The organism is Microlunatus aurantiacus (assembly GCF_039536605.1).
Lineage (GTDB): Bacteria > Actinomycetota > Actinomycetes > Propionibacteriales > Propionibacteriaceae > Microlunatus > Microlunatus aurantiacus.
In genome coordinates, this window is the sequence record NZ_BAAAYX010000020.1 from 331,921 (window position 1) to 347,530 (window position 15,610).

Sequence of the window (15,610 nt, forward strand, 5' to 3'; positions counted from 1 at the left end):
ATCCGGGACGGGATCCACAGATTGTCGTCGTGAAGAGCGACCTGCTGATAGAGCACCTGCTGAGCGACGACCCCGTCCTGCTCGCCCGGGACCATCGCGAGCTGCGGCACGGTATCCTCCGGGCCACCGAGGCCGGCCGACTCCGGCGGCTCCTCCCCGGGGTCTACGTCGACGCGGGGCGGGCCGGCGAGCTGCGCGTGAAGGCGGCCGCCGTGGCGAGGTGGGACCCGTCAGCGGTGATCTGCGGTCGAGCCGCGGCTGCGCTGACCTACTGGCCGGAGATCATGGTCGGCCCGCTGGAGGTGGCCTCGCCGGTGCGGCACGCGGGTCAGCGCGGGTTCACCTTCGTCGAACGCCGGGTCCCTCCCGACCTGGTCCGGGACGCCGAACGCGTCCGGACCACCGTGCCCGCCCTGACCGCTGTCGAGCTGGCCACCTTTGACTTCACCGACCCCATCGACCTGGCTCTGCGCAAGCGCGTCGCCTCGTTGGGGAGCATGGACGAGGCCCTCCGGCTCACGTGCCACCGGCGCGGTCACACCGATCGGCGGCGACTGCTGCTGGACTCACGCGACGAGCCGTGGTCCGCCGCCGAGCGCCTTGCTCAACGGATCTACCGACGCGCCGGCATCGCCGGTTGGGCCACCAACGTCAAGACCGTGGTCCCCGACGTCGGTACGTACTACCTCGACTTCGCCTTCAAGCGGGAGCGGGTGGCGAGCGAGATCGACGGCCGGCTGCACCACACGGACGTCGACCTCTTCGAGAGCGACCGACTCCGACAGAACGCTCTGCTGCTCCACGGCTGGCTGGTGCTGCGGTTCACCTGGCACATGCTCGATGCCGACCCCACCTACCTGATCGCCACGACGCGAGAGGCGTTGGCCTGTCGTGGGACAAACGCGGGGTTCAGTGGCGGTTTCGCCCGCAACACGCCGTGGCCGGCCGGTTGAGCCGCACCTCGGTCCCGGCAGAGCGGGATCGCGGACGGTGCGCACCGACTAGACTGACTCGCTGGTCCGCGAGGACCACCTGAACTCTCACCAGTACGCGAAGGGCAACGACGTGGCGTCGACGAACGATCTGAAGAACGGCATGGTGCTCGACCTCGACGGTCAGCTGTGGTCGGTGGTCTGGTTCCAGCACCACAAGCCCGGCAAGGGCAACACCGTGGTCCGGACCAAGCTCAAGCACGTGCTGTCGGGCAAGGTCGTGGACCGGACGTTCAACTCCGACACCAAGGTCGACACCGCCAACGTCGACCGCCGCGAGATGCAGTACCTCTACCACGACGGCAGCGGCTTCGTCTTCATGGACATCAGCAGCTACGAGCAGCTCTCCATCGCCGACGACACCGTGGGCGACGCGAAGAACTACCTGCTCGAGGGTCAGAACGCCACCGTCGCGATCCACGAGGAGAACCCGCTCTACCTCGACCTGCCGGCGTCGGTCGAGCTCGAGATCACCTACACCGAGCCCGGTCTGCAGGGTGACCGCAGCACCGGCGGCACCAAGCCGGCCACGGTGGAGACAGGCCTGCAGATCCAGGTCCCGCTGTTCCTGACCACCGGCGAGAAGGTCAAGGTCGACACCCGTACGGGCGACTACCTCGGCCGCGTCGGTTCCTGAGCCGGACCGAGCGAGCGAAGCAGCGGGCATGACCACGCGCACCACCCACAGCAGCACCCAGACCAAGGCCCGCAAGCGCGCCGTCGACATCCTGTTCGAGGCCGACCTGCGGGACACCGACGTGCTGGCCACGCTGGCGGAGCGCTCGGCCGATGCCGAACCCCCCGTCCGGGACTTCACCGCCGGTCTGGTTCAGGGCGTCAGCGCGCACCGCGAGGTCATCGACGCGCGGATCGTGCGGGCGCTCGCCGACGGGTGGAGCCTGCAGCGGCTCCCCCGGGTGGACCGCACGATCATGCGGATCGCCGTCTTCGAGATCGACCACACCCCGGTGCCGGACGCCGTCGCGGTCTCCGAGGCGGTCGGGCTGGCCGGTCAGCTCTCCACCGACGACTCGCCGAAGTTCGTCAACGGCGTGCTGCGGACGGTGGTCGACACCAAGGCGTCGCCCGGGCCGACCACCGCCGAGATCGCCTGACCTGACGGCACCCTCGAGACCGAGGGGTCAGCGCGAGCGGGCGCCCACCGGCTCCTCCAGCAGTCGCCGCGGCACGACCGGGCCCACGGCCGCGGTCTCGACGGGCCGGGCAGCCTCACCGTCGGCCGCGACCGCCGGCTCGGACTTGAGGCTGATCGTGCTCCGCAGCGGGACCTCCTTGATGCAGATCACCGCTATCAGCGACACCAGCGCCGCGACCGCGCCGATCAGGAAGATCAGACCGGTGGCGTCGCCGTACGCGCCGCGCACGATCTGCACCACAGGAGCCGGCAGGCTGGACAGGTCCAGGCTGGCCGGCGCCGCGCCGTCGCCGTTCACGCCCAGTGCCGCCAGTCCGTCGACGATCAGCTGCTGGACGTGGTCGGCCAGCACCGCGCCGAGCACCGACACCCCGAGCGCGCCGCCGAGCGAGCGGAAGAAGGCGATGCTGGCCGAGGTGGAGCCGATGTCCTTCACGTCGACGGTGTTCTGCACCGCCAGGACCAGGTTCTGCATCATCGCGCCGACCCCCAGACCCATCAGGGCCATCCCGATGGAGATGAACCAGATCGGCGTGGTGTGGTCGATCGAGCCGAGGACGGCGAGGCCAGCAGTCAGGGAGATCGCGCCGGCGACCAGGAACCGCTTGAACCGGCCGGTCCGGCTGACGAGCTGGCCGCACAGGGTGGACGACAGCAGCAGCGCCGCCATCAGCGGGATGGTGAGCAGACCGGCGTGGGTCGGGCTGTAGCCGCGGGCCAGCTGGAAGTACTGACCGAGGAAGGTGGTGCCGCCGAAGAGTCCGATGCCCACCGAGATGCTGGCCACGATGACCAGGATCGCGGTCCGGTTGGCCAGCAGGCGCAACGGCACCAGGGGCTCCGGCGCGCGCAGCTCCCACCACACGGTGACGGCCAGCAGCACGACGGTCGACCCGAGGAAGGCGGCGGTCTGCCAGCTCCACCAGCCGAAGTCGTTGCCCGCGAAGGTCACCCACAGCATCGGCAGGCTGGCGGTGCCGGCCAGCAGCAGGGCGCCGAGGTAGTCGATCGTGGGCCGGCGGTGACCGACGGCGAACACCTTGAGGGTGGACTGGATCACGAACAGCGAGATGACGGCCAGCGGCACGCAGACGAAGAAGCACCAGCGCCAGCCGAGCGAGGTGTCCACCAGCAGGCCGCCCAGGAGAGGACCGGACACGGTGCTCACAGCCATCACCGAGCCCATGTAGCCGGCGTACCGACCGCGCTCCCGCGGAGCGATGATCGTGCCCATGATGGCCTGCACGAGGGCGGTCAGACCGCCCATGCCGAGACCCTGGACCACCCGCATGGCGAGCAGGAACGGCACCGTCTGAGCGAACCCGGCGGCCACCGAACCGGCCACGAAGACGACGATGGCCACCTGGACCAGCCGAACAGGTCGGCGAGCTTGCCCCAGATGGGCGTGGAGACGGTGGTGGCGAGCAGGGCGGCGGTGATCACCCAGGTGTACTGGCGCTGGGTGCCGGCCAGGTCGCCGATGATCGTGGGGAGCGCGACCGAGACGATGGTGGACGACAGCATCGCGGTGAACAGGGCCGCCAGCAGACCGGTCATCGCCTCGAGGATCTGGCGGTGGGTCATGGGCGAGGCCTCGGCGGCGCGGCGTGGTGCGACGGTGGCGGACACGGTGGATCTCCTGCGACTTCTGCCGCACGGCGGCGGGCGATGAGGGTGAAGCATCGTTGCTTGCTTCATACAACTATACGAATGTCAGATGCATAGCGCAACTAAGTACACACGTGATCCATTCCACAGAAAGCCGCCCGGCGTCCACGAGGCGGGGCCGGGGGTCGACAACTGCTACCCTCAACGCGGTCAAAGCCACCCTTTAAGACCTGTCCAGTGAGGCAGGAAAGGACGGTCATGCACTCTGCTGGTTCTCCCACGCCCGCGACCCGGTCGCAGGTCCCCGAGGCGATCCTCGTTCTCGAAGACGGGAGGACCTTCCGCGGACGTGCCTTCGGCGCCATCGGCGAGACCTTCGGTGAGGCGGTGTTCGCCACCGCCATGTCGGGCTACCAGGAGACGCTGACCGATCCGTCGTACGCGCGTCAGGTCGTGGTGGCCACCGCCCCGCACATCGGCAACACCGGCTGGAACGACGAGGACGACGAGTCATCGAGGATCTGGGTGGCCGGCTACGTCATCCGCGACGCGGCCCGTGTCCCCTCGAGCTGGCGCGCCCGGCGCACGCTGGCCGACGAGCTGGCCGCGCAGGGGGTCGTGGGCATGTCCGACGTCGACACCCGGGCCCTGACCCGCCACCTGCGCGAACGGGGCGCCATGCGCGTCGGCGTGTCCAGCGTGGAGACCGACCCGGCCGCCCTGCTGACCCGGGTGCTCGAGCAGCCGGCCATGGCCGGCGCGCACCTGGCCGACGACGTCAGCACCCGGCAGGCGTACGTGGTCGAGGCCCGGGGCGAGAAGCGGCAGACCGTGGTCGCACTCGATCTGGGCATCAAGTCGATGACCCCGCACCGGATGGCCGAGCGGGGGATCCAGACCCACGTGCTGCCGTCCACCGCGACCTTCGCCGACGTCGCCGCCCTGAACCCCGACGGGGTGTTCTTCTCCAACGGCCCGGGCGACCCCGAGGCCACCGAGGGTCCGGTGGAGGTGCTCCGTGAGGTGCTCGCCGCCGGCATCCCCTACTTCGGGATCTGCTTCGGCAACCAGCTGTTCGGCCGCGCCCTGGGCTTCGGCACCTACAAGCTCACCTACGGTCACCGCGGCATCAACCAGCCGGTGATGGACCTCACCACCCGGCGGGTGGAGATCACCGCGCACAACCACGGCTTCGCCGTCGACGCCCCGGTCGGGCAGCCGACCACCACCCCGTACGGGATCGCCACGGTCAGCCACGTCGGGCTCAACGACGACGTGGTGGAGGGGCTGGAGCTGCGGGACGCGGCCGGGGACCTGCTCTCCTTCTCCGTCCAGTACCACCCCGAGGCCGCGGCGGGACCGCACGACGCCAGCTACCTGTTCGACCGCTTCGTGGACCTGATGTCCGCCCGGTCGACCGCCACGAAGGACGGGGGCCGCTGATGCCCAAGCGCACCGACATCAGCTCGATCCTGGTCATCGGTTCCGGCCCGATCGTGATCGGCCAGGCCTGCGAGTTCGACTACTCCGGCACCCAGGCCTGCCGGGTGCTGAGGGAGGAGGGCTTCCGGGTCATCCTGGTCAACTCCAACCCGGCCACGATCATGACCGACCCCGAGTTCGCCGACGCGACCTACCTCGAGCCGATCACGCCGGAGTTCGTGGAGCAGGTGATCGCGCTGGAGCGGCCCGACGCGCTGCTGGCCACGCTGGGGGGCCAGACCGCCCTCAACGCCGCCATCGCCCTGCACGAGAACGGCGTCCTGGAGAAGTACGGCGTCGAGCTGATCGGCGCGTCGGTGGAGGCGATCCAGCGGGGTGAGAACCGCGAGCAGTTCAAGGAGATCGTGCTCGGGCTGGACCTGCCGCCCGACCTGCTCGACACCGAGGACCCGACCACCCCCGACGTCGGCGTGGCTCGCAGCGTGATCTGCCACTCCATGGACGACGTGCTGGGCGCTGCCGACGAGCTGGGCTACCCGCTGGTCGTCCGGCCCAGCTTCACCATGGGCGGGGTCGGCTCCGGCTTCGCGCACGACGAGGACGAGCTGCGTCGGATCGCCGGCGCCGGTCTGTCCGCCAGCCCCACCACCGAGGTGCTGATCGAGGAGTCGATCCTGGGCTGGAAGGAGTACGAGCTCGAGGTCATGCGCGACCGCGCCGACAACGTGGTGATCGTCTGCTCGATCGAGAACTTCGACCCGATGGGCGTCCACACGGGCGACTCCATCACCGTGGCGCCGGCCATGACGCTGACCGACCGCGAGTACCAGCGGATGCGCGACGTGTCCATCGCCATCATCCGCGCCGTCGGGGTGGACACCGGCGGCTGCAACATCCAGTTCGCTATCGACCCGGCCACCGGTCGGATGATCGTGATCGAGATGAATCCCCGGGTGTCCCGCTCCAGCGCGCTCGCGTCCAAGGCGACCGGTTTCCCGATCGCCAAGATCGCGGCCAAGGTGGCCATCGGCTACACCCTGGACGAGATCCCCAACGACATCACCCAGGTCACCCCGGCGAGCTTCGAGCCGACGCTGGACTACGTGATCGTCAAGGTGCCGCGGTTCGCGTTCGAGAAGTTCCCGGCCGCCGAGGACACCCTGACCACGCACATGAAGAGCGTCGGCGAGGCGATGGGCATCGGTCGCAACTTCACCGAGGCCCTGGGCAAGGCGCTGCGCAGCCTGGAGGACCCCAAGGCGCCGTTCAACTGGGTGCGCCCGGTCAGCGGGGCCGACGTGGACGAGCTGCTCCGGTTGGCCGCCCGCCCGCACGACGGCCGGCTGCAGGTCGTGATGCAGGCCCTCCGGGCCGGCGCCTCGCCCGAGCAGGTGCACGAGGCCACCAGGATCGATCCCTGGTTCGTCGACCAGCTGGTGCTGCTGACCGAGGTCGCGGCCGAGATCGAGGCCGCCGCCGAGCTGACCCCGGAGCTGCTCCGGACGGCCAAGCGGCACGGCTTCTCCGACGCCCAGGTCGCCGGCCTGCGGCACCTGCGCGAGGACGTGGTGCGCGGGGTCCGGTGGGCCCTGGGCATCCGTCCGGTCTACAAGACCGTGGACACCTGCGCCGCGGAGTTCGCCGCCAGGACGCCCTACCACTACAGCTCGTACGACGACGAGACCGAGGTCGAGCCGCGCACCAAGGAGGCGGTGCTGATCCTGGGCAGCGGGCCGAACCGGATCGGACAGGGGATCGAGTTCGACTACTCGTGCGTGCACGCGGCCATGACGCTGTCGGACGCCGGCTACGAGACGATCATGGTCAACTGCAACCCCGAGACCGTCTCCACCGACTACGACACCGCCGACCGGCTCTACTTCGAGCCGCTGACGCTGGAGGACGTGCTCGAGATCTACCACGCCGAGCTGGCCGCCGGACCGATCGCCGGGGTGGTGGTCCAGCTCGGCGGGCAGACCCCGCTGCGGCTGGCCCAGGCCCTCAAGGACGCCGGCGTACCCGTGGTCGGCACCAGCCCCGAGGCCATCCACCTGGCCGAGGAGCGCGGCGCCTTCGGCCAGGTCCTGGACGAGGCCGGGCTGCCCGCCCCCAAGCACGGGATGGCTCGCTCCTTCGACGAGGCCCGACGGATCGCCGAGGTGATCGGCTACCCGGTGCTGGTCCGGCCCTCGTACGTGCTGGGCGGGCGCGGGATGGAGATCGTCTACGACGAGAGCACCCTGGCCTCCTACATCGACCGGGCCACCCAGGTCTCCCCGGAGCACCCGGTGCTGGTCGACCAGTTCCTGGACGACGCGGTGGAGATCGACGTCGACGCCCTCTACGACGGCACCGAGCTGTATCTCGGTGGCGTGATGGAGCACATCGAGGAGGCCGGCATCCACTCCGGTGACTCGGCGTGCGCCCTGCCACCCATCACCTTGGGCGCGGAGGTGATCGACCGGATCCGCGAGTCCACCCGGGCCATCGCCGACGGCGTCGGCGTCCGCGGTCTGATCAACATCCAGTACGCGCTGGCCGGCGACACCCTGTTCGTGCTCGAGGCCAACCCGCGGGCCTCGCGGACGGTGCCGTTCGTGTCCAAGGCGACCGCCACCCCGCTGGCCAAGGCGGCGGCCCGGGTGATGCTGGGGACCAGCATCACCGGCCTGCGGGCCGAGGGGCTGCTGCGCCCGGTCGGTGACGGGGCCACCGAGTCCCACACCGGACCGATAGCGGTCAAGGAGGCCGTGATGCCGTTCAACCGGTTCCGGACGGTGGACGGCACGTCGGTCGACACCATCCTCGGACCAGAGATGAAGTCGACCGGGGAGGTGATGGGGATCGACATCGCGTTCGGCACGGCCTTCGCGAAGAGCCAGGTCGCCGCCTTCGGTCCGCTGCCGAGCAGCGGGACCGTCTTCGTCTCGGTGGCCAACCGGGACAAGCGGTTCGTGATCTTCCCGGTCAAGCGGCTCGCCGATCTCGGCTTCGAGCTGCTGGCCACCGCCGGCACCGCCTCGATGCTGCGCCGGCACGGCGTCTCGGTGACGACCGTGCGCAAGCACAGCGCCGGTCCCGGCCCGGACGGGGAGAAGACCATCGTGCAGGCCATCCTGGACGGCGAGGTCGACCTGATCTTCAACACCCCGCACGGGCTGAGCCCGGACGGCCGGCCCCGCTTCGACGGCTACGAGATCCGCACCGCCGCCGTGCTGCGCAACGTGCCCTGCGTGACCACGGTGCAGGGCCTGGCGGCCGCGGTGCAGGGGATCGAGGCGATCCGGGCCGGCGACATCGGCGTCCGGTCGCTGCAGTCCTGGTCCACCGACCTGGGCACGGATCTCACCAGGTGATCTACCACCGACTCGTCCGTCCCGTCCTGTTCCGGGCGTACGGCGGCGACGCCGAGCGGGTCCACGAGCAGACACTCGCCGGGCTGGCCCTGCTGGGTCGGGCGGCCCCCGCGCGCGGGCTGACCGCGGCCCTGCTGGCCCGCCGGCGGCAGCCGGTCTCGGTGGCCGGGATCGACTTCCCGGGGGCCGTCGGGGTGGCCGCCGGTCTGGACAAGAACGGCGTGGCCGTCCGGTCGTGGGCCGCCCTCGGCTTCGGGTTCGCCGAGCTCGGGACCGTCACGGCCCGACCGCAGCCCGGCAACGACCAGCCCCGGCTGTTCCGGTTGCCGCAGAGCCGCGCGATCGTCAACCGGATGGGCTTCAACAACGCCGGCGCGGCAGCGCTGGCCCAGCGACTCGCCGCCGCAGGCGTGGCCCGCGGCAACGGCGCGGTCGGGATGCCGCTGGGCATCTCCATCGGCAAGTCCAAGGTGACGCCGATGGCCGAGGCCACCGAGGACTACCTCGGCTCGCTGCGGCTGCTCGCCCCCTACGCCGACTACGTCGCGGTCAACGTGTCCAGCCCCAACACTCCCGGTCTGCGGGCGCTGCAGGACGCCGACAGCCTGACCGCGTTGCTCACCGCGCTGACGGCTGAGGCGGGTCGGCTGGCCGCAGGTGCGACCCCGGTGCCGGTGTTCGTGAAGCTGGCCCCCGATCTGAGCGACGCGGCCCTCGAGCAGGCGGTCGAGGTGGTCGAGCGGTCCGGGGCCGCGGGGCTGATCGCCACCAACACCACGCTGGCCCGGGACGGTGTCGACCCGCTCGATGCGGAGCGGGCCGCGGAGGCCGGGGGACTGTCGGGCGCGCCCCTGACCGTACGGGCCCGCGAGGTGGTCGCCTTCCTCGCCGCGCGTACCGACCTGCCGGTGATCGGGGTGGGCGGGGTGATGACCGTCGACGACGGTCAGGCCCTGCTCGACGCCGGGGCCCGCCTGATCCAGCTCTACACCGGCTTCGTCTACGCCGGACCCGGGTTGGTCACCGGCCTGAACGCCCGCCTCGCGAACGCTGCTCTGGAGAGGACGACATGACGGGGTACGGAGAACGCCTGGCCCGGCTGGTGGCCGCCCGTGGTCCGCTGTGTGCCGGGATCGACCCGCACCCGGCCCTGCTGACCCAGTGGGGACTGCCCGTGAACGCCCGCGGGCTGGAGCGGTGTGCGCGCACCATGGTGGACACGCTCGGCGACCTGGTGCCGGTGCTCAAGCCGCAGTCGGCGTTCTTCGAGATGCACGGTTCGGCCGGCATCGCCGTGCTCGAGCGGGTGCTGGCCGACCTGCGGGAGGCCGGGGCGATCTCGCTGCTGGACGTGAAGCGGGGGGACATCGGGTCGACCATGGACGCGTACGCGGCCGCCTACCTCGCCGACGGGGCGCCGCTGGCGGCCGACGCCATCACCGTCAGCCCCTTCCTGGGCTTCGGTTCCCTGGCCGGGACCATCGCCCTGGCCGAGGAGGAGGGGCGCGGTGTGTACGTACTGGCCCTCACCTCCAACCCCGAGGGCCGCCAGGTCCAGCACGCCCGCACCGACACCGGCCGCCGGGTGGCCGAGGAGATCGTCGCCGCGGCCGCGGCCGCCAACGCCGGCCGCGCGCACGGGAACGTCGGGCTCGTGGTCGGCGCCACCATCGGGGCGACCGGGGTGGATCTGAGCCAGGTCCACGGTTCGCTGCTGGCCCCGGGCATCGGGGCCCAGGGAGCCGGTGCCGCCGAGCTCGTCGAGGTGTTCGGGGACGCCCGTGAGTACGTGCTGCCGTCGGCCAGCCGGGAGCTGATGGGAGCCGGCCCCGACCCGACTCAGATTCGCGTGCGGGCCGAGAAAATGCTGGCCCAGATGAGGTCCGTGCTGTCGGTGGGGTAGGTTCGCTACCCGGTCGTCGGCGCACCGCGCCCGACCGGCTCCCGGCAGGCTTTCGAAGGAACGAGTGTGACGATTCCCCCGCTGAGCGACGAGCAGCGGCAGCAGGCCCGGCACGCGGCAACCGAGGCACGACGCCGACGGGCTGCGGTCAAGCAGGGTCTCCGGACCGGTGAGACCACCCTGGCCGAGGTGCTGGCCACCGCCGAGACCGATGACGTGATCGCCCACGCCAAGGTGGTCGACGTGCTCAAGGCGCTGCCCCGGGTCGGCGCCGTGCGGGCCGACCGGGTGATGCACCGGCTCGACATCGCACCGAACCGTCGGCTGCGCGGTCTGGGCCGGCACCAGATCGCTGCGCTGATCACCGAGTTCGCCCCCCGCAGCACGTGAGTGCCCCGACGGACCCGAACCCGACCGGCTCCCGCAGCCCACGGTTGACAGTGGTCTCCGGTCCGACCGCCGTCGGCAAGGGGACGGTCGTCGCCGCCCTGCGGCGCGCGCACCCCGAAATCTTCGTGTCGGTGTCGGCGACCACCCGGGCGCCGCGGCCCGGCGAGGTCGACGGCGACCACTACCTGTTCGTCAGCGAGGCCGAGTTCGACCGGCTGATCGCCGACGACGAGCTGCTCGAGTGGGCCGTGGTGCACGGTCGACACCGCTACGGCACCCCGCGGGGACCGGTGCTGGCGGCGATCGAGGCCGGTCGGGAGGCGGTGCTGGAGATCGACCTGCAGGGCGCCCGCCAGGTCCGGCAGCGCTGGCCGGACGCGTACCTGGTCTTCCTGGCGCCGCCGTCCTGGGACGAGCTGGTCCGCCGGCTGGTCGGCCGGGGGACCGAGACCGAGGAGGAGCGCACCCGCCGGCTCGACACCGCGACGCGGGAGCTGGCCGCCGAGAGCGAGTTCGACACGACGGTGGTGAACCGCGACGTCGGCCGGGCGGTGGCGGACTTGGTAGCATTGCTGGGTCTGTAGTCCTACGGGCCCGGTTCGTCGTGCCCGCAGGACTTCCGCAGGCGCACTGCACACCCAAGCCAAAGGTTCACACTTGTCTGGAAACGTGATTGCCGAGGGGATCACCAACCCCCCGATCGACGAGCTCCTCACCCACTCCGACTCCAAGTACCGCCTGGTCCTGTTCGCGGCCAAGCGCGCGCGCCAGATCAACGCGTACTACTCCCAGCTCGGCGAGGGTCTGCTCGACCACGTCGGCCCGCTGGTGGAGACCGGTGTGCAGGAGAAGCCGCTGTCCATCGCGATGCGCGAGATCAACGCCGGCGTCCTCGCCTGCATCGACGAGAACCTCGAGGAGACCGAGCAGCCGGTCGCCGAGACCCCGACCTACGACAACCCCGCCTGACCGGTCCTCGTCCACCGCGATGAGCCGCGTCATCCTCGGTGTCGCCGGCGGGATCGCGGCGTACAAGGCCTGTGAGCTGCTCCGGCGGCTCCAGGCCGACGGTCACGACGTGACAGTGATCCCGACCGCGGCGGCGCTGGAGTTCGTCGGCGCCGCCACCTGGTCGGCTCTGTCGGGGAAGCCCGTGCACACGTCGGTCTTCGACGACGTGCACCAGGTGCCCCACGTCCGGCTCGGTCAGCAGGCCGACCTGGTCGTGGTCGCACCCGCCACCGCCGACCTGCTGGCCCGCGCCGCCTCCGGCCGGGCCGACGATCTGCTCGCCTCCACCTTGCTGACCGCGCACTGCCCGGTCGTCTTCGCCCCCGCGATGCACACCGAGATGTGGCTGCACGCCGCCACGCGGGCGAACGTCGCCACCCTGCGCTCGCGCGGCTGCGTGGTCATCGACCCCGACTCCGGACGGCTGACGGGTCCCGACTCGGGACCCGGGCGGTTGCCCGACCCCGCCGAGCTCGCGGCGGTCGCGGCGGCTGTCCTGAGCGATCCGTCGATCGCCCCCCGGGCCGCCGCCCAGGACCTGGCCGGGCTGCGGGTCGTGGTCAGCGCCGGTGGCACCCGTGAGCACCTCGACCCGGTCCGCTTCCTCGGCAACCGGTCCTCCGGGCTGATGGGCTGGGCCCTGGCCCGGGCGGCCGTGCTGCGCGGTGCCGAGGTCGACCTGGTCGCCGCCAACGTCACGCTGCCGGCCCCACCCGGCACCACCGTGCATCCCGTGACCTCGACCGCCGACCTCGCCGCGGCCATGGCCGAGCGGACGGCCTCCGCCGACCTGGTGGTGATGGCGGCCGCGCCGGCCGACTTCACCCCGACCGCCCGCAGCGACACCAAGATCAAGAAGGCCGGTGACGGCGGGCTGCACATCGACCTGGTGCAGACCACCGACGTGCTCGCCGCCCTGGTGCGGCACCGCTCGGACCCGCGGCAGGTGCTGATCGGCTTCGCCGCCGAGACCCCGACGGCGGACAGCCCGCTGCTGGAGCTCGGCCGGGCCAAGCTGGCCCGCAAGGGGTGCGACGTGCTGGTGCTGAACGAGGTCGGTGAGCACAAGGCGTTCGGCCGGCCCGACAACGAGATCGTGCTGCTCACCGCCGAGGGGGCCGACGGGCCGCACACGGGCAGCAAGGACCTTCTCGCGCATCTCATCTGGGACACGGGGCTGGCCCAGCGTTCCCACCGGTAGGTTGACCGGGGTCGTCGGGGACGCCGCCGACCCGTTGTCGAGAGCAGGATCCGAGGTATCACGATGGCAGGACGGTTGTTCACCTCCGAGTCGGTGACCGAGGGCCACCCGGACAAGATCGCCGACCAGATCAGCGACTCGGTGCTGGACGAGCTGCTCCGGCAGGACCCGAACAGCCGGGTCGCCGTGGAGACGCTGGTCACCACCGGTCTCGTCGTGGTGGCCGGCGAGGTGACCACCGAGGCGTACGCGGAGATCCCCACGATCGTCCGACGGCGGATCCTCGACATCGGCTACGACTCCTCGACCAAGGGCTTCGACGGGGCGTCGTGCGGGGTGTCGATCGCGATCGGCCAGCAGTCTCCCGACATCGCCCAGGGCGTCGACGACGCGTTCGAGAACCGCTCCGGTGAGTCCAAGGACGCCTACGACCACCAGGGCGCCGGCGACCAGGGTCTCATGTTCGGCTACGCCTGCAGCGAGACCGCGAGCCTGATGCCCCTGCCGATCGAGCTCGCCCACCGACTCGCCGAGCAGCTCTCGGCCGCCCGCAAGGACGGGACGATCCCGTACCTGCGTCCCGACGGCAAGACCCAGGTCACGGTGGAGTACGACGGCGAGCGGGCCGTCCGGCTGGACACCGTGGTGCTCTCCACCCAGCACGCCGCCGACATCGACCTGGCCAACCTGCTGACCCCGGACATCCGCAAGCACGTGGTGGAGCCGGTGCTCGACCGCTTCGACCTGGACACCTCCGACCACCGGCTGCTGGTCAACCCGACCGGTCGCTTCGAGATCGGCGGCCCGATGGGCGACGCCGGTCTGACCGGCCGGAAGATCATCGTCGACACCTACGGCGGCATGGCCCGGCACGGGGGCGGCGCCTTCTCCGGCAAGGACCCGTCGAAGGTCGACCGGAGTGCGGCGTACGCGATGCGCTGGGTGGCCAAGAACGTGGTTGCCGCCGGCCTGGCCGGACGCTGCGAGGTCCAGGTGGCGTACGCGATCGGCAAGGCGCACCCCGTCGGCTTCTACGTGGAGTGCTTCGGCACCGAGCGGGTGCCGGTGACCCAGATCCAGGACGCCGTGCTGGCCACCTTCGACCTGCGTCCGGCCGCCATCATCGCCGACCTCGACCTGAAGCGGCCCATCTACGCCCAGACAGCGGCGTACGGGCACTTCGGACGGGACCTGCCCGAGCTCACCTGGGAGCGCACCGACCGCGCCGAGGCCCTGGCCGCCGCCGTCAGGGGCTGACCGCCGCTCCACGCCGCAGGGCGGCGCGCAGCGACCTGGCCAGCACCGAGCCGACCAGCAGCCCCAGGGCGATGGCCCCGACCAGCTGCACCACCCCGAAGCCGGCCGAGGCCGCCCCCATCGGGCCCAGGGCGAGCTCGGTCACCGACAGCAGCCCGAGGCTGCCCGGCACGAGCATCCAGAACGCCGGCAGGAACAGCACCAGGCGAGGCAGCTGGGGCCGGACCAGCTCGACCAGGGCGGCGCCCAGACTGGCCGCCAGCCCGCCGAGGAACCCGCCCAGCTGGGCCCCGTAGAGCTGCTGACCGAGCGCCTGGGCACCGAAGGCGGCCAGCAGCACCAGCACCACCCAGGGCATCAGGGACAACCGGATGCTCTCCATCAGGCACAGCCCGGCGCTGACCAGCACCAGTCCCAGCGGCGCGGCCCACCAGCCGAGTCCGTCCACCCGGATGTTGCTCAACGCCTCCGGCGGCACCCGCAGCAGCGCCGCGGCGGCCAGGATGCCCAGCGCGAAGAGCAGCAGCTGGACGATGCCGTAGCCGACCCGGGAGACCCCGGCCACCATCGCACCGGCGGCGATCTCGGACAGCCCCGTGACCAGCACGGCTCCGGGCAGCAGGATGGCCAGCGGCGGCAGCAGGGTGCGGAGGGCGCCGTCGACCAAGCCGGCCGAGGCGGCACCGAACACCAGGCAGGCCACCACCAGCGCGGCCACACTGGGCAGCAGCGTGGCCAGGGCCCGGCTCCGGGCGCTCAGCCGGGCCAGACCCAGCACCAGCCCCGAGCCGATCGCGGTGAGGACCACGTTGGCCGCACCGGGCTGCAGGATCAGCCCGATGCCGACGGAGGCGATCACCCAGGCCAGCGCGGACAGCCACCCGGGGTAGCGCTGGGGCCGGCCGCGCAGCGACGTCAGCCGCGCGAGCGCCTGGGCCCGGTCGATCATCCCGGCCAGCAGCTGACCCCGGATCAGCCGGACCTCGTGCGCCTGGTCCAGCCGCAGCGACCCGTTGACCGTCTCGACCGTGGCCGGTTCGCCGGCGGCCAGCGCCAGGGTCACGCTGGTGGGGCCGGCGGCCACCTGCAGGTCCGGGTGCCCCAGCCGCCGCCCCACCGCGGCCAGCTCCTCGTCGATCTCGTGCACCGGCTGCCCGGTGGCGACCATGGCCACCGCCAGGTAGGTCAGCAGCAGCCGGTCGGCCTGCGGCTGGTCGGCGGGGTCGGGCAGGCCGGCGGGGTGGGACTGGTCGGGCTGGTCGGGCACGGCCCCACTCTGTCAGTCCAGCCACC

General features: G+C 71.5%; 15 protein-coding genes. 12 read left to right on the forward strand and 3 right to left on the reverse strand.

Going from position 1 to position 15,610, the window contains the following annotated elements; all coding sequences use genetic code 11:
* The first annotated feature begins 29 nt into the window (after positions 1 to 29).
* The 3 genes from ABD714_RS19910 to nusB all read left to right on the forward strand — a co-directional run bounded on the left by ABD714_RS19910 (position 30) and on the right by nusB (position 2,107).
* A complete protein-coding gene (locus ABD714_RS19910) occupies positions 30 to 953 on the forward strand; it encodes a DUF559 domain-containing protein (RefSeq protein ID WP_344814190.1) in 924 nt (307 codons plus the stop codon).
* A 112-nt stretch (positions 954 to 1,065) separates the two neighbouring features.
* Complete coding sequence (gene efp / locus ABD714_RS19915; protein ID WP_344814191.1) at positions 1,066 to 1,629, forward strand: elongation factor P; 564 nt, start codon at positions 1,066 to 1,068, stop codon at positions 1,627 to 1,629.
* 28 nt (positions 1,630 to 1,657) lie between these two features.
* Positions 1,658 to 2,107 carry a transcription antitermination factor NusB gene (nusB, locus tag ABD714_RS19920; protein WP_344814192.1) on the forward strand — a complete coding sequence of 150 codons (450 nt, stop codon included), beginning with the start codon at positions 1,658 to 1,660 and terminating at the stop codon, positions 2,105 to 2,107.
* A gap of 27 nt (positions 2,108 to 2,134) precedes the next feature.
* Here nusB and ABD714_RS19925 read toward each other — a convergent pair whose 3' ends face one another.
* Positions 2,135 to 3,511 (reverse strand): MFS transporter, encoded by a 1,377-nt coding sequence (locus ABD714_RS19925; RefSeq protein ID WP_344814193.1) that lies wholly within the window; start codon positions 3,509 to 3,511, stop codon positions 2,135 to 2,137.
* Complete coding sequence (locus ABD714_RS19930) at positions 3,403 to 3,777, reverse strand: MFS transporter (RefSeq protein WP_344814194.1); 375 nt, start codon at positions 3,775 to 3,777, stop codon at positions 3,403 to 3,405. Before ABD714_RS19930 ends, ABD714_RS19925 begins: the two co-directional genes overlap by 109 nt.
* A gap of 237 nt (positions 3,778 to 4,014) precedes the next feature.
* Here ABD714_RS19930 and carA point away from each other — a divergent pair, with 237 nt between their 5' ends.
* The 9 genes from carA to metK all read left to right on the forward strand — a co-directional run bounded on the left by carA (position 4,015) and on the right by metK (position 14,317).
* A complete protein-coding gene (gene carA / locus ABD714_RS19935) occupies positions 4,015 to 5,199 on the forward strand; it encodes a glutamine-hydrolyzing carbamoyl-phosphate synthase small subunit (protein ID WP_344814195.1) in 1,185 nt (394 codons plus the stop codon).
* Complete coding sequence (carB, locus tag ABD714_RS19940) at positions 5,199 to 8,555, forward strand: carbamoyl-phosphate synthase large subunit (RefSeq protein WP_344814196.1); 3,357 nt, start codon at positions 5,199 to 5,201, stop codon at positions 8,553 to 8,555. Before carA ends, carB begins: the two co-directional genes overlap by 1 nt.
* Complete coding sequence (locus ABD714_RS19945; RefSeq protein ID WP_344814197.1) at positions 8,552 to 9,628, forward strand: quinone-dependent dihydroorotate dehydrogenase; 1,077 nt, start codon at positions 8,552 to 8,554, stop codon at positions 9,626 to 9,628. Before carB ends, ABD714_RS19945 begins: the two co-directional genes overlap by 4 nt.
* Positions 9,625 to 10,458, forward strand: a complete 834-nt coding sequence (gene pyrF, locus ABD714_RS19950; RefSeq protein WP_344814198.1) for an orotidine-5'-phosphate decarboxylase — start codon at positions 9,625 to 9,627, stop codon at positions 10,456 to 10,458. Before ABD714_RS19945 ends, pyrF begins: the two co-directional genes overlap by 4 nt.
* A gap of 66 nt (positions 10,459 to 10,524) precedes the next feature.
* A complete protein-coding gene (mihF, locus tag ABD714_RS19955) occupies positions 10,525 to 10,848 on the forward strand; it encodes an integration host factor, actinobacterial type (protein WP_344814199.1) in 324 nt (107 codons plus the stop codon).
* Positions 10,845 to 11,432 carry a guanylate kinase gene (gene gmk, locus ABD714_RS19960; RefSeq protein ID WP_344814200.1) on the forward strand — a complete coding sequence of 196 codons (588 nt, stop codon included), beginning with the start codon at positions 10,845 to 10,847 and terminating at the stop codon, positions 11,430 to 11,432. Before mihF ends, gmk begins: the two co-directional genes overlap by 4 nt.
* A gap of 73 nt (positions 11,433 to 11,505) precedes the next feature.
* Positions 11,506 to 11,817, forward strand: a complete 312-nt coding sequence (rpoZ, locus tag ABD714_RS19965) for a DNA-directed RNA polymerase subunit omega (protein WP_344814201.1) — start codon at positions 11,506 to 11,508, stop codon at positions 11,815 to 11,817.
* A gap of 19 nt (positions 11,818 to 11,836) precedes the next feature.
* Positions 11,837 to 13,060: a bifunctional phosphopantothenoylcysteine decarboxylase/phosphopantothenate--cysteine ligase CoaBC gene (gene coaBC / locus ABD714_RS19970; protein ID WP_344814202.1), complete on the forward strand. Its 1,224-nt coding sequence runs from the start codon at positions 11,837 to 11,839 to the stop codon at positions 13,058 to 13,060.
* A gap of 63 nt (positions 13,061 to 13,123) precedes the next feature.
* Positions 13,124 to 14,317 (forward strand): methionine adenosyltransferase, encoded by a 1,194-nt coding sequence (metK, locus tag ABD714_RS19975; RefSeq protein WP_344814203.1) that lies wholly within the window; start codon positions 13,124 to 13,126, stop codon positions 14,315 to 14,317.
* On the opposite strand, the gene ABD714_RS19980 is transcribed toward metK, so the two are convergent.
* On the reverse strand, positions 14,307 to 15,584 hold the full coding sequence (locus ABD714_RS19980) for a threonine/serine exporter family protein (RefSeq protein WP_344814204.1): 1,278 nt from the start codon (positions 15,582 to 15,584) through the stop codon (positions 14,307 to 14,309). The two genes, metK and ABD714_RS19980, sit on opposite strands and share 11 nt — an antisense overlap.
* Positions 15,585 to 15,610: the final 26 nt, after the last annotated feature.

Excerpts from the sequence above, each read along its gene's own strand:
- nusB (WP_344814192.1), top strand. The coding sequence starts at position 1,658 with ATGACCACGCGCACCACCCACAGCAGCACCCAGACCAAGGCCCGCAAG.
- carA (WP_344814195.1), top strand. The coding sequence starts at position 4,015 with ATGCACTCTGCTGGTTCTCCCACGCCCGCGACCCGGTCGCAGGTCCCC.
- carB (WP_344814196.1), top strand. The coding sequence starts at position 5,199 with ATGCCCAAGCGCACCGACATCAGCTCGATCCTGGTCATCGGTTCCGGC.
- pyrF (WP_344814198.1), top strand. The coding sequence starts at position 9,625 with ATGACGGGGTACGGAGAACGCCTGGCCCGGCTGGTGGCCGCCCGTGGT.
- coaBC (WP_344814202.1), top strand. The coding sequence starts at position 11,837 with ATGAGCCGCGTCATCCTCGGTGTCGCCGGCGGGATCGCGGCGTACAAG.
- metK (WP_344814203.1), top strand. The coding sequence starts at position 13,124 with ATGGCAGGACGGTTGTTCACCTCCGAGTCGGTGACCGAGGGCCACCCG.